The 14,044-nt window shown below is 42.3% G+C and carries 13 protein-coding genes; all 13 read left to right on the top strand.

Going from position 1 to position 14,044, the window contains the following annotated elements; all coding sequences use genetic code 11:
* Window positions 1–3,147, top strand: a 3,147-nt coding sequence (locus H7T93_RS09905; protein WP_260313901.1) for an LPXTG cell wall anchor domain-containing protein, incomplete at its 5' end; no start/stop codon positions are given.
* Window positions 3,148–3,334: 187 nt separating this feature from the next.
* Entirely contained in the window at window positions 3,335–3,556 is a 222-nt protein-coding gene (locus tag H7T93_RS00200) for a DUF4649 family protein (RefSeq protein WP_002890796.1), read from the top strand.
* Window positions 3,557–3,691: 135 nt separating this feature from the next.
* Window positions 3,692–4,693, top strand: coding sequence for a tryptophan ABC transporter substrate-binding protein (trpX, locus tag H7T93_RS00195; protein WP_014634336.1), 1,002 nt, complete (start codon window positions 3,692–3,694; stop codon window positions 4,691–4,693).
* Between the two features lie 9 nt (window positions 4,694–4,702).
* A complete protein-coding gene (locus H7T93_RS00190) occupies window positions 4,703–5,572 on the top strand; it encodes an ABC transporter permease (protein WP_002883493.1) in 870 nt (289 codons plus the stop codon).
* Window positions 5,569–6,327 (top strand): ABC transporter ATP-binding protein, encoded by a 759-nt coding sequence (locus H7T93_RS00185; RefSeq protein ID WP_021144291.1) that lies wholly within the window; start codon window positions 5,569–5,571, stop codon window positions 6,325–6,327. The genes H7T93_RS00190 and H7T93_RS00185 overlap by 4 nt, the downstream gene beginning before the upstream one ends.
* A gap of 179 nt (window positions 6,328–6,506) precedes the next feature.
* The gene (locus H7T93_RS00180; RefSeq protein ID WP_155164676.1) at window positions 6,507–8,168 is read left to right on the top strand and encodes a ribonuclease J; all 1,662 of its coding nucleotides are present in this window, start codon (window positions 6,507–6,509) and stop codon (window positions 8,166–8,168) included.
* Window positions 8,169–8,302: 134 nt separating this feature from the next.
* On the top strand, window positions 8,303–9,085 hold the full coding sequence (locus tag H7T93_RS00175) for an alpha/beta hydrolase (protein ID WP_021146944.1): 783 nt from the start codon (window positions 8,303–8,305) through the stop codon (window positions 9,083–9,085).
* A 119-nt stretch (window positions 9,086–9,204) separates the two neighbouring features.
* Entirely contained in the window at window positions 9,205–9,924 is a 720-nt protein-coding gene (locus H7T93_RS00170; RefSeq protein WP_014633224.1) for a matrixin family metalloprotease, read from the top strand.
* 12 nt (window positions 9,925–9,936) lie between these two features.
* Window positions 9,937–10,308 (top strand): hypothetical protein, encoded by a 372-nt coding sequence (locus H7T93_RS00165; protein WP_021144289.1) that lies wholly within the window; start codon window positions 9,937–9,939, stop codon window positions 10,306–10,308.
* An 85-nt stretch (window positions 10,309–10,393) separates the two neighbouring features.
* Complete coding sequence (locus tag H7T93_RS00160; protein WP_002883520.1) at window positions 10,394–10,837, top strand: flavodoxin; 444 nt, start codon at window positions 10,394–10,396, stop codon at window positions 10,835–10,837.
* Between the two features lie 52 nt (window positions 10,838–10,889).
* Window positions 10,890–12,425, top strand: a complete 1,536-nt coding sequence (locus H7T93_RS00155; protein WP_175057556.1) for a ClC family H(+)/Cl(-) exchange transporter — start codon at window positions 10,890–10,892, stop codon at window positions 12,423–12,425.
* A 73-nt stretch (window positions 12,426–12,498) separates the two neighbouring features.
* On the top strand, window positions 12,499–12,771 hold the full coding sequence (locus H7T93_RS00150; protein WP_021145512.1) for a chorismate mutase: 273 nt from the start codon (window positions 12,499–12,501) through the stop codon (window positions 12,769–12,771).
* Between the two features lie 9 nt (window positions 12,772–12,780).
* Window positions 12,781–14,007 carry a voltage-gated chloride channel family protein gene (locus H7T93_RS00145; RefSeq protein WP_201041557.1) on the top strand — a complete coding sequence of 409 codons (1,227 nt, stop codon included), beginning with the start codon at window positions 12,781–12,783 and terminating at the stop codon, window positions 14,005–14,007.
* Window positions 14,008–14,044: the final 37 nt, after the last annotated feature.

Here is a 14,044-nt window from a genome sequence, read left to right as displayed (position 1 = left end):
GGAACCGTAACATTTGTTCCAGAAAAATCATTCACTGGAGAAGGTACAGGCGTAACGGTTAAACGTGTCGATAAGAACGGTACTCCAGTTACTGCTAAGTACACACCAACTGTGACACCAGTAACTCCAACAGCAACTCCAGCTGAATCAGAAGCACCTCAAGGTTTGGTTCAAACTGGAACAGTAACCTTCACTGAAGGTGACCCAGTTGCACCAATTGATAAGGATACCATTACTCTTCTTGATGAAACTGGTCAGCCAGCAGCATCAGTAGAAGCGAAATCACCAGCAGGTGACGTGATTGGTACCTTCACCGTTGATAAAGAAACAGGTGTTGTGACCTTCACCCCAACGGATAAATCTTATTCAGGTGATGTTGTTCCAGTGAAAGTTCAAGCTACGGATACTAATGGTACAACAGTAGAAACAACTTACACACCTAAGATTACTCCAGTCGTTCCAACTTCTGAAGATGCTACATCAACAGATATCCAAGGTCAAACACAATCTGGTACACCAAGCTTTACACCTGGTAACCCTGCAATCCCAATGGATGATGATGTACCAGCAACCTTTGAAGATGGCTCAACTACGAAGACAATTCCAGGAGAAGGAACTTACACAGTCGCTCCGAACGGAACTGTAACCTTCGTACCAGAAAAATCATTTACAGGAGAAGGTACAGGCGTAACGGTTAAGCGTGTTGATAAGAACGGTACTCCAGTTACAGCAAAATATACACCAACAGTAACCCCAGTTACACCAACTGCTGAACCAACAACATCAACAGGTAAACAAGGTCAAACCCAAACAGGTAAGCCTGAATATACTGAAGGTGATAGTCGTGTACCAATGAATGACGATGTTCCAGCAACATTTGAAGATGGTTCAACTACCAAGACTGTTGATGGTGTTGGTACATACACAGTAGCAGCAGACGGAACAGTAACCTTTGTTCCTGAGAAATCATTCACGGGTAAAGCGCCGGCCGTAACGGTTGTTCGTGAAGATAAGAACGGAACTAAGGCTTCTGCGACTTACACACCAACTGTGACTCCAGTAACTCCAACAGCAACTCCTGCTGAATCTGAAGCACCTCAAGGCGTGGTTCAAACTGGAACAGTAACCTTCACTGAAGGTGACCCAGTTGCACCAATTGATAAGGATACCATTACTCTTCTTGATGAAAATGGCCAACCAGCAGCGGCAGTGTTTGCGAAATCACCAGCGGGCGATATTATTGGTACCTTCACAGTTGATAAAGAGACAGGTGTTGTAACCTTCACACCAACAGACAAATCTTATTCAGGTGATGTTGTTCCAGTTAAGGTTCAAGCAGCTGATACAAATGGAACAACTGTAGACACAACTTACACACCTAAGATTACTCCAGTCGTTCCAACTTCTGAAGATGCTACATCAACAGATATCCAAGGTCAAACACAATCTGGTAAACCAACCTTTACTGAAGGTGATCCAAATGTTCCAATTGATGAAGATACTCCAGCGACCTTCGAAGATGGATCAACTACGAAGACAGTAGATGGTGAAGGAACTTACACCGTTGCTCCAGATGGTACAGTAACTTTCGTACCAGAAAAATCATTTACTGGAACTGCTACAGGCGTAACCGTGAAACGTGTTGATAAGAATGGAACTGAAATTACAGCGAAGTACACACCAACAGTAACTCCAGTTACTCCAACAGCGGAACCAGCAACATCAACAGATATTCAAGGTGCAACTCAAACCGGTAAGCCAACCTTCACCGAAGGTGACAGCCGTGTACCAATGAATGACGATGTTCCAGCAACATTTGATGATGGTTCAACGACTAAGACTGTTGATGGTGTTGGTACATACACAGTAGCAGCAGACGGAACCGTAACCTTTGTTCCAGAAAAATCATTCGTAGGAACTGCACCAGCTGTGACAGTTGTCCGTGAAGATATTAACGGAACTAAGGCTTCAGCAACCTACACACCAACAGTAACTCCTGTTACTCCAACTTCAGAGCCAGCAACATCTACAGATATTCAAGGTCAAACACAAACAGGTAAACCAAGCTTCACGCCTGGTAACCCAAGTGTCCCAATGGATGATGATGTACCTGCTACCTTTGAAGACGGCTCAACAACTAAAGTTATTCCAGGTGAAGGAACTTACACAGTTGCTCCAGACGGAACTGTAACCTTCGTCCCAGAAAAAGCATTCACAGGAACAGGTACAGGTGTGACCGTGAAACGTGTTGATAAGAACGGTACAGCCATTACAGCAACCTACACGCCAACCGTAACACCAGTAACACCAACTGCAGAATCAGTTACCTCGATTGGAAATAAAGGCCAAACGCAAACAGGTAAGCCAAGCTTCACTGAAGGCGATAGCCGTGTACCAATGAATAACCAAGTACCAGCTACCTTTGAAGATGGCTCAACAACTAAGACTATTGCAGGTGTAGGAACTTACACAGTAGCTGCAGATGGCACTGTAACCTTCACACCAGAAACTGAATTTACAGGAACTGCCCCAGCAGTCACAGTGGTTCGTGAAGATGTGAACGGAACTAAGGCTTCAGCAACCTACACACCAACTGTCCTTCCAATCACTAAGTTTGTTGATAAAGAAGGTAAGGAAATCCCAGGATATCCTACAGTTGATGGTGAACAGCCAAAAGTTGAAATTCCAGGTTACCGCTTCGTAGAAACTAAGAAATTACCTAATGGTGATATCGAACATGTCTACGAGCAAGTAACGACGTCATACGTTGATGAAAATGGTACGCCAATCCCTGGTTATCCAACTGAAGATGGCCAACAACCTAAGAAAGAAATCCCAGGTTATGAATTTGTGAAGACAATTGTAGATGAAAATGGTAATACTCAACACATCTACAAACAAATTGTGACTCCAACACCAGTGCCGGATAAAACTCCGACACCAGAGCCACAGCCAGCTCCACAAACAGAAGAGCCTAAGGCTCCAGTACTTCCAGAAACAAAAGAAGAAGCTCACTTTATCAATCCAAGTGATAAGACAGCTCAACTTCCAGAAACTGGTAGTGAGGATTCAAACCTTGCAATCTTTGGTTTGGCAAGTCTTCTAGCTGGATTTGGACTCTATGGCGCAAAACGACGCAAACGTTAAGATGATTTAACGGTCGGATAGGAGACCTTAAGAATCCAGATTCCAATTAAAATAGACCTCATGGCATTTGCCATGGGGTCTATTTGTATGGACTAGCCTGCTAGTTTTTTTAAGACGTCATGATTGACTTTACTCTCTAGGAAGCGTAATCTAGACTTTAATTAAAGGATTAAAAGGAGGTCCCTCGATGATTGAAGTAACTTATTTAAATACTGCAAAGCAAGAAAAACACACTTCTTTTGAAGATTACAATGAATTTGTCAGAGCACAGCAAGCTTGTTGGATTGCCTTACCGGATTCAACGCCAGTCACTAAGGTGACGATAAACGGACATGATATTGGCTACAAAGGACAATATGGTGACCTTTACTTTTATATTATGAAGCTAGACTTGGCACAATATCAGTAATAATAGGAAAAAGAATCAGACATTGTGTTCTGATTCTTTTTCTTTGAGAAAGGTAATTTTTATAAATTAAGAATATTGCTAATTGACTGAAAATGACTTACAATAGAAAGGAAGAATTTATAGAAGGAGACACATATGAAAAACAAGCGTTTAATTTGGACTTTGGTTTTCTTAGCTATCTTGACGCTCGGTTCTATTGGTACAGATCTTTTCAAAAAAGAACACCAAGATGCCAATAAGGTCGTCAAAGTAGGGATCCTCCAGTTCGTGACTCACGACGCCCTGGATCAAATCGAGAAGGGAATTGAGGATGGCCTTAAGGAAGCTGGTTATAAGGGGGACAAGGTTAAAATCACCCTCCTAAATGCCGAAGGAGACCAGTCTAAAATTCAAACCATGTCTAAACAATTGGTTAATGACAAGAACGATGTCGTTATCGGTATTGCCACACCAGCAGCACAGGGGCTAGCGGCAGCTACCAAGGATATTCCAGTAATCATGGGGGCTATCTCAGACCCTGTTGGGGCAAAATTGGTTAAGAATCTCAAACATCCGGAAGGCAATGTCACTGGTACCTCTAACCAAGTGCCGATTAAGCAGACAGTAGAATTGGTCAAATCACTGACACCAAATGCCAAAACGATTGGTATTCTCTATGCTTCAAGTGAGGACAATTCCAAATCACAGGTTGAAAGCTTTAAGAAATACGCTGAAAAAGATGGTCTAAATGTGGTCGAGTACGCCGTCCCATCAACCAATGAAATCAATACAACCATGTCAGTCATGACTGGTAAGGTAGATGCCATCTGGACGCCTCAAGATAATACTATTGCCTCAGCCTTTTCAACAGTAATCTCATCAGCCAACCAGGCTAAGATTCCAGTTTATACGACAGTTGATACGATGGTGAAAGAGGGCGGTTTGGCTTCAGTTGCTCAAAGCCAATATGAACTTGGAAAGGCTACAGCTCGTAGTGCCGTTAAGGTTCTTAAAGGTAAAAAAGTTAAGGATGTCCCTGTAGATGTTATCGATGATGGCACACCAACACTTAACCTTAAAGTTGCTCAAGACCTCAACATCACCATCCCTGACGATGTGCTTAAACAGTCAGATATCGCTGTTAAAGCTGATAAATAAGGAGGACTTATGATTATTTCATCTATTTATCAGGGGCTTCTATACGGAATCCTAGGTCTTGGGATTTACATGACTTTCCGTATCTTGGATTTTCCTGATTTGACAACAGAAGGTTCCTTCCCTCTTGGTGGGGCAGTAGCAGTAACCCTTATGAACTTTGGTTGGAACCCAATTTTAGCAACCTTGGTTGCCGTTTTGGCCGGCTGTGGTGCTGGACTTGTGACTGGTCTCCTCTATACTAAGGGAGAAATTCCTACTATTTTGGCAGGGATTTTGGTCATGACCTCTCTTAACTCAGTCATGCTTATGATTATGGGGAGGGCCAACCTGGGACTTCTAGATATCAAGACTATCCAAGATTTGCTTCCTTTCAGCAAGGACTACAATCTCTTGATTGTTGGTCTCATTGCTGTGACCATTGTTATCACTGCCTTGATTGCCTTTCTTAACACGCGCCTAGGTCAAGCTTATATTGCCACAGGTGATAATAGAGACATGGCCAAATCTTTTGGTATCAATACAGACAATATGGAAGTGATGGGTCTCGTTATCTCAAACGGTATCATTGCCCTTTCAGGAGCCTTGATTAGCCAACAGGACGGTTATGCCGACGTTTCTAAAGGGATTGGGGTTATCGTCATTGGTCTTGCCAGCATCATCATTGGTGAGGTCCTTTATGCGACTAACTTGACTCTGTTGGAACGTTTGATTGCCATCTGTATTGGTTCAATCCTCTATCAGTTCCTTTTGACAGCGGTTATTGCTCTTGGTTTTAACACAAACTACCTCAAACTCTTTAGTGCAATTGTTTTGGCTATTTGTTTGATTTCGCCTGTTCTACGCCGAAAATTCTTTAAGGGGGTGACCTTATCACGATGACAGCTATTGTAGAACTTAAAAATGCGACTGTTAAGGTCAATAACGGTTTTGACACCAAAAAAACCATCCTGGACCATGTCAACCTTACCATTAGAGAAGGTGACTTTATTACCATTCTTGGTGGAAATGGTGCCGGGAAATCAACCCTCTTCAATGTCATTGCAGGGACCCTCATGTTGACCAGTGGTCAGATTTTCATCATGGGTGAGGATGTTACGTCTCTCCCTGCTGAGAAGCGTGCTAAGTACCTCTCACGAGTCTTCCAAGATCCTAAAATGGGGACAGCTCCTCGTATGACTGTTGCAGAAAACCTCTTAATTGCCAAATACCGTGGCGAAAAACGAGGCCTTAAATCACGCCAAATTCATCTCTACACAGAGGAATTTCAAGGTCTGATCGAACGTATCAGTAATGGTTTAGAAAAGCACTTAGATACACCAGCAGGTCTCCTTTCAGGTGGTCAGCGTCAGGCTCTCAGTCTGTTGATGGCGACACTTAAACGTCCTGAGCTCTTGCTCTTAGACGAGCACACTGCAGCCCTGGATCCTAAGACCAGTGTAGCCCTCATGGAGTTGACTGATGAGTTTGTGACGGGCGACCATCTTACAGCCTTGATGATTACCCATCACATGGAAGATGCCCTAAAATATGGCAATCGTTTGATCGTTATGAAGGATGGTCAAATCATTAAAGACCTTACCAAGGAAGAAAAAGGTCAATTGGATATCACAGACTATTACGCTATGTTTGAGTAAGTCTCGTCTGACTCTAAATTGTAAAATAAGCTAAAAAGTTGTATACTTAAAGAGTATGCAACTTTTTGTTGTGGCCTGTAAATCGACAAGGAGACTGTTCGCACGAACGTTCAGCTTCTTGGACCGTCTGTAAAAATAGGCTCTAGAAGAGAGTCAAACTAAAAAGGAGAAAAACAAGCATGAGCGATATTAAAATTATTGCCCTAGGTGGAGTACGTGAAAATGCTAAGAACCTCTATATTGTTGAGATTAACGACTCTATCTTTATCTTGGATGCTGGTCTAAAGTATCCTGAAAATGAACAACTAGGTGTTGACTTTGTCATTCCTAACTTAGATTACTTGATTGAAAATAGAGATCGTATCCAAGGGATTTTCTTGACTCACGGACATGCTGATGCCATTGGTGCCCTACCTTATATCTTGCAAGACGTCAAAGTACCAGTCTTTGGGTCATCACTTACTATTGAGTTGGCTAAGCTTTTTGTAAAAAATGCTGGCGTTAAGAAATTCAATAACTTCCATGTTATTGATGCAGAAACTGAAATTGAATTTGAAGATGCTGAAGTTTCATTCTTCAAAACAACGCACTCTATTCCAGAATCAATGGGGATTGTTCTTGGCACTGACCAAGGTAATATTGTCTATACTGGTGACTTCAAGTTTGACCAAGCTGCCCGTCCTTACTACAAAACTGATTTAGGTCGTTTGGCTGAAATTGGACGTGAAGGTGTTTTGGCCCTCTTGTCAGACTCAGCAAATGCGACAAGTACTGAACAAACAGCTTCGGAAGCAGAAGTTGGTCAAGAAATTGACCAAGTCATTGCCGATGCAGAAGGACGTGTTATTGTTGCTGCAGTTGCCTCAAACTTGGTACGTATTCAACAAGTCTTCGATTCAGCTGCTGATCACGGACGTCGCGTTGTTCTTACTGGTTTTGACGTTGAAAATATTGTTCGCACAGCCATCCGTCTCAAAAAATTGACTGTGGAGCATGAAAAACTTATTGTCAAACCAAAAGACATGAACAAGTTTGAAGACCACGAGTTGATTATCCTCGAAAATGGTCGTATGGGTGAACCAATCGATGGCCTTCAAAAGATGGCTGTTGGTCGTCACCGTTACGTTCAAATCAAGGATGGAGATTTGGTTTATATCGTTACAACTCCAAGCATTGCTAAGGAAGCCGTAGTGGCACGTGTCAACAACGCTATCTATAAAGCTGGTGGAACTGTTAAGATGATTACGCAGAGCCTTCGTGTTTCTGGACATGCCAATGCTCGCGAACTTCAATTGATGATTAACCTCCTTCGTCCACAGTATCTCTTCCCTGTCCAAGGGGAGTACCGTGACCTTCAAGCACATGCAGAGTTAGCCTTGGAAGTTGGTATTCTTCCAGAAAATATTTATATCGTTAAACGCGGTGACATCATGCACTTGTCAGAGGATCAAGGTTTCCTTCATGAAGGAGCTGTCCCAGCTGGTGATGTTATGATTGATGGTAATGCCATTGGTGATGTGGGTAATATCGTCCTTCGTGACCGTAAGGTCTTGTCTGAAGATGGTATCTTTATCGTAGCTATCACTGTTAACAAGAAGGAACGTAAGATTGTCTCTAAAGCGCGTGTGAATACACGTGGGTTCGTTTATGTGAAGAAGAGCCGTGATATTCTCCGTGAGGCTGCTGACATTGTTAATGCTACCGTTGAAAATTACTTGGCAGGAGACAGCTTCGACTGGGGTGAACTTAAAGGTGCTGTCCGAGACGATGTGGCTAAGTTCCTCTTCGACCAAACCAAACGTCGCCCAGCTATCCTTCCAGTTGTCATGGAAGTCCGCTAATAACTGACTAAAACATAAGAGTGTGAGCGTGTCGCTTGCACCATAGACATTGAGGAAAGTTTTAACAAGACTTTGTTCTAAAATCAAAAGCTGGGGGTGTCCCAGCTTTTCTAACATTAAGAAAGGAAAAACAAATGGCTTTTTTTCAAATTGAATACTCATCAGATGTTCTAGGACAATACCGCCAAGTGGATGTCATCTATCCAGATCGTGATCAGATTGCTGAAACGGAAAGTGATACGGACATCCCAGTTCTCTATCTCCTTCATGGCATGGGGGGCAATCATAATTCTTGGGCCTTCCGTACCAATATTCAGCGTCTCCTTCGTAAGACTAATCTCATTGTTATTATGCCTAATTCTGAAAATGGCTGGTATACAAATACCAATTACGGGGTTAAGTATTACGATGCCATTGCTAAGGAGCTTCCTCAAGTCATGCAACGTTTCTTCCCTAGTATGACTAAGAAGCGTGAAAAGACCTTTATCGCTGGACTTTCTATGGGTGGCTATGGTTCTTTCAAACTAGCCTTAACGACAAATAACTTTGCTTGTGCGGGTTCCTTCTCTGGTGCCCTTGGATTATCAGTAGAGATGATTACAGATGAAACGAGTGAGTCTAAGGAATACTGGCAAGGAGTCTTTGGCGATTTGGAAGGAAAAGACATTAAGCAGCATAAACTGGTTAACCTAGCCAAACAACATGATAAGAAAACCAAATTCTTTGCCTGGTGTGGCCTCGAGGATTTCCTTTTTGATTCTCAAGATAAGGCAGTTGCTGATTTGAAGGCCCTTGGTTTAGACATTGACTACAGCACAGACCATGGAAGACATGAGTGGTATTACTGGGAAAAACAACTAGAAGCCTACTTAGAATGGTTACCTATTGATTACGTTAAAGAAGAACGCTTGTCTTAATAGGTCAAGTTTGTAACATCTTATCAAAGAGATGATAAAAGCTTAAAGTGATATTTTTTGCTTGTCAGAACTATTAGAGCTTGATATACTAGGGGAAGTTTCGAAAAGGAGGCTCAATAATGAAAAAATTATTCAGAGTAATCTTCTATATTCCCAAACTTCTTTTACAATTTATTTGGAATCTTATTTGGGCTATATTTAAACTTGCCCTAGTCCTAGCCCTTATTGGTTATGGACTCGTCTACTATGCCAATAATTCTTCAAGTACCTTAGCCACAAACATTAACCAAGCCTTTCATCAAGTAGAGCTAGGTTTTAGTGGAACCAGTACTAGTGACGTTGAGAAAGTTGTCTCTAACCTATCAACGACAGATACCATTCCAGAGTCTAATGGAGCTAGATGGGCACAAAATACAGCTAGCATCTATATTCAGTCTACCGATGAAACCTTGGTAGCTGCTTATAAGGAGGCTATCACCAACTGGAATAACACGGGTGCTTTCATCTTTACTTTAACTGATGATGCCTCAACAGCTGACATTGTTGCGACTGACTATTCCGATGTGAATTCACAGGCAGCAGGTTTAGCAGACACTCAAACCAATGTTTTGACCAATCGCATCACTCATGTAGATGTGAAGTTGAACCGTTATTTCCTCTTGAATAGTGATTTTGGTTATACTCACAAGCGTATTGTGAATACGGCTGAACACGAATTGGGACATGCCATTGGCTTAGACCATGATGACTCTAAGACATCCGTTATGCAATCAGCAGGATCTTATTACGGGATTCAACAGGTGGATATTGATACGGTCCATGCTCTTTATGCTAATTAAGGAGGGGCTGTCATGCGCTATTTGAAACGCCTTGCTAGACGTTACCCCATGCAAACCTTCCTTTTTCTTTTCAATGCTGGGGTCTTTACTTGGTTGCAAACAACAGGAACCATGATTGCCAATCGTTTGGGCCTATCAGGTGAAGGTATTTGGATTTATATTCCCAATTGGGTAAAAATGCTGACCAGCCATTCTATTGAGAGTATTCAAACCCTATACGGGGCCTCTGGTTGGAGTTGGCTAATCACCTCTATGCTTCTTACTTGGCTCTTGACTTTTCTGAGAGGTCTCATGAGAGCAGTGATTCTCATTCTGATAGTTGGTCTTGGCTTATGGCTAGTTTATCGACACTTTGAACTCTTACAAAATCTAAAACTGTCCTGATGGGCAGTTTTTTTGAGTTGTTAGGTCATTTATTTTCTGAAGAAATATGATATAATATAGCTAATTTATTATTTTGGAGGACATTATGGCTTTAGCAAAAATCGTTTATGCCAGTATGACCGGTAACACGGAAGAAATCGCAGATATCGTTGCCAAAAAATTGGAAGAATTGGGTCACACTGTAGATGTAGACGAGTGTACAACGGTTGATGCCGCTGATTTTGAAGATGCGGACATCTGTATCGTAGCGACTTACACTTATGGTGATGGTGAGTTGCCAGATGAAATCGTTGACTTTTACGAAGATTTGGCTGACCTCGACTTGTCAGGTAAAATCTTTGGTGTTGTAGGTTCAGGAGATACCTTCTACGATTATTTCTGTCATTCAGTGGATGAGTTTGAAAATCAATTCACATTCACAGGGGCGACTAAGGGTGCTGATAGCGTCAAGGTTGACCTTTCTGCTGAAGATGAAGATATCGAAAACCTTGAAGCTTTCGCTGAAAAAGTTTCAGAAGCATTAGCATAAGAAAAAAGCAGAGTAAAGTCTGCTTTTATTGTAGTCAAAAATGGAGTTTTTTATGAATGAAATAGAAAGAGATTTTAGGACGCAATCTCAACATCTCCTTTGGTCCGTTTGGCGAGGGCTCTTAGTGGGGGTGACAGCAGGAGCAGTGGTCAGTCTTTTTCGTTGGTTAATTGCCAAAGGGGCCGCATTTTCTGTAGCTATTTACGAAGACGCCCTTCATAATCCACTTCTGATTCTGGGAATTGTACTTGTTAATCTCTTGATTGCCCTTTTTATTGGTTACCTTATTAAGCAGGAAAAAGACATCAAGGGCTCAGGGATTCCCCATGTTGAAGGGGAACTGATGGGGCTCCTACATCCGTCCTGGTGGTCAGTATTATGGCGTAAATTCCTAGGTGGAGTCCTTGGGATTTCAATGGGACTGATGTTAGGACGTGAGGGACCTAGTATTCAACTAGGTGCCATGACTGCTAAGGGATTAGCCAAGGGACTTAAGCTCTCTGCACGTGAGAAGCGTGTCTTGATTGCTGCTGGAGCAGCAGCAGGGTTATCGGCTGCCTTTAATGCCCCGATTGCTGGTCTTTTGTTTGTCGTCGAAGAAGTCTATCATCATTTCTCTCGTCATGTTTGGGTGACAGCTTTAACGGCATCCTTAGTAGCCAATGCTGTTTCCCTACGCATCTTTGGTCAGGTACCGGTCCTTGCTATGACAGAAAAATTACCCGTATTTCCTTTGAAAGATTATTGGATTCTTATTGTTTTGGGGATTTTTCTAGGTGTTCTTGGATACGGTTATGAGTGGGTTGTCTTACGTATTGGTAAGGTCTACCAAGGGTTAGGGAAAATCTTTCACTTGCCATCTCATTTTCATGGCCTTTTGGCAGTTCTGTTTATCATTCCTATTGGTCTTTATTTCCCACATCTTTTAGGTGGTGGGAATGAATTGATTCTTGCTTTAAATGGTTTACATCCTGCTCTAACTGTGGCTATCCTCTATTTGGCTATTCGCTTTATTTGGAGTATGTTGTCCTTTGGTTCAGGTTTTCCTGGTGGGATTTTCTTGCCGATTTTGACTCTAGGTGCTCTTTCTGGTAGCGTATTTGCGGCAGCTTTTGAAAATCTAGGATTCTTACAAGTCAGTCAGTTCCCTATTTTTATCATTCTTGGTATGGCTGGTTATTTCGGTGCGGTATCTAAGGCACCGCTCACTGCTATGATTTTAGTGACTGAGATGGTGGGTGACCTTCACCAATTGATGACAATTGGAGTTGTGACCCTGATTGCCTATCTTGTCATGGATTTCATGGGAGGAGAACCCGTCTATGAAGCCATGCTTCACAATCTGATTGCCCACGAACCAAAACAAGTTGATAATATACCGACGATGATTGATTTACCAGTTACAGAGAGTTTAGCTGGTCGCTTGGTTAAGGATTTAACCTTACCTGACGGGGTTTTGATTTCCACTCAGATTTTTCAAGACCAGTCTGAGGTTGTTCGTGGAGACACACGTCTAAAAGCAGGAGCAACCTTATATTTGGTTGTTAATGAAAGTAATATCAGTCAGGTAAGAAAACTCTTTTTATAAGCAATTCAATGGCTTGAGGCTCTTTTGTCCTCAGGTCATTTTTGTTATAATGAAGAGAAAAAAGGAGGTCAGTATGGACTTAAATGAGATTCGCCAACAGATTGACACAGTTGATAATGAGATTGTGGCCTTGTTGGAAGAACGTATGAAATTAGTAACTCGAGTTAGTGCTTTTAAACAGCGCACTGGAAAGGCGATCTATGATCCTGAGCGTGAGCAAGCCTTGCTAGATAAAGTAGCAGCGAGTGTCGCAAATCCAGAGTACCAAGAGCCTATCGTAGCTAGCTTTGCAGATATTATGAAACATTCACGCACTTATCAAGCAGGCAAGATTGAAGGAAAGTAGGTTATTAAGATGAAAGTTAGACAATTAAGTGAGAGTCAAGGTCTCTCATACTCCAATTTAGTGATTTTAAGTCTCTATGCTGTCTTTCTAGGAGTGATAGTTGGGCTGATTGATGCTATTTTTGGGCGCGTGCTTATAGGACTCTCGGAATACCGTGACCAGCATATCTTTTATCTGGTCCCAGCACTTCCTTTAGCAGGCCTTTTGATAGTTTACCTTTACCAAAAGCTTGCTGGCAAGGCAGCACAGGGAATGGGATTGATTTTCAAGGTAGGACATAATGAGGAGGATCAAGTCCCCCTAAGGTTAATTCCACTTGTGACTGTGACCACATGGCTGACCCACCTGTTCGGGGGATCTGCAGGTCGTGAGGGAGTTGCTGTTCAGCTCGGAGCCACAGTTTCCCATGCTTTTAGTCGCTATTTTAAGATCCCTAATGCTTCACGCATTTTCTTGACCATAGGGATGGCAGCTGGTTTTGGAGGGCTCTTCCAAACACCAATCGCTGCGACCTTCTTTGCTCTTGAGGTCTTGACCCTGGGACAGTTAAGTCTGCCAATCTTGGTACCGACTCTTATTGCATCTTTTGTGGCTAGTACGACAAGCCATCTCTTAGGTCTTGAAAAATTTAGCCACTTTGTCTCCGAAAGTTTGACTATTGACCTTGAGACGTTTATTAAGTTAGCTCTTTTAGGTTTGGCCTTTGGTATTGCAGGAAATCTCTTTGCTTATCTCTTGTCACTAGCTAAAAAGAAAGTAGCGAGTCTGCTCCCAAATCCTTATTATCGTGTTCTCTTAGGAAGTGTCGTCTTAACCTGTCTTCTTTTGATTTTGTGGAAGGGACGTTATACAGGTCTTGGAACGAATTTGATTGCTTTAAGTGTTGGTGGTGGGACCATTTATCCATTGGATTGGCTCTTGAAATTGCTCTTGACCGTCTTTACCCTATCTCTTGGTTTCCAAGGAGGAGAAGTAACCCCTTTGTTTGCTATCGGAGCAAGTCTTGGTGCTGTTCTAGCACCAGTTCTGGGACTTCCAATTCCACTTGTAGCAGGTCTAGGCTATCTGTCTGTCTTTGGTAGCAGTACCAATACCCTTTTAGCCCCTATTTTCATTGGCGTTGAAGTCTTTGGTCCCGCTAATGCAGTCCCTTACGCGATTGTCATGGCTTTTGCTTATCTCATAAATCATAAGACGAGCATTTATGGACAACAAAAAATGCTAGAAATGCAATAAGATACTAGACATCCTGATAATTTTTTGATAAGATACT

Origin of the sequence: Streptococcus sp. 9.1 (assembly GCF_016648815.1) — a bacterium.
Taxonomy (GTDB): domain Bacteria; phylum Bacillota; class Bacilli; order Lactobacillales; family Streptococcaceae; genus Streptococcus; species Streptococcus salivarius_E.
Note: the sequence above shows the minus strand (reverse complement) of the source record. Positions and strands in the feature narration are given on the sequence as shown.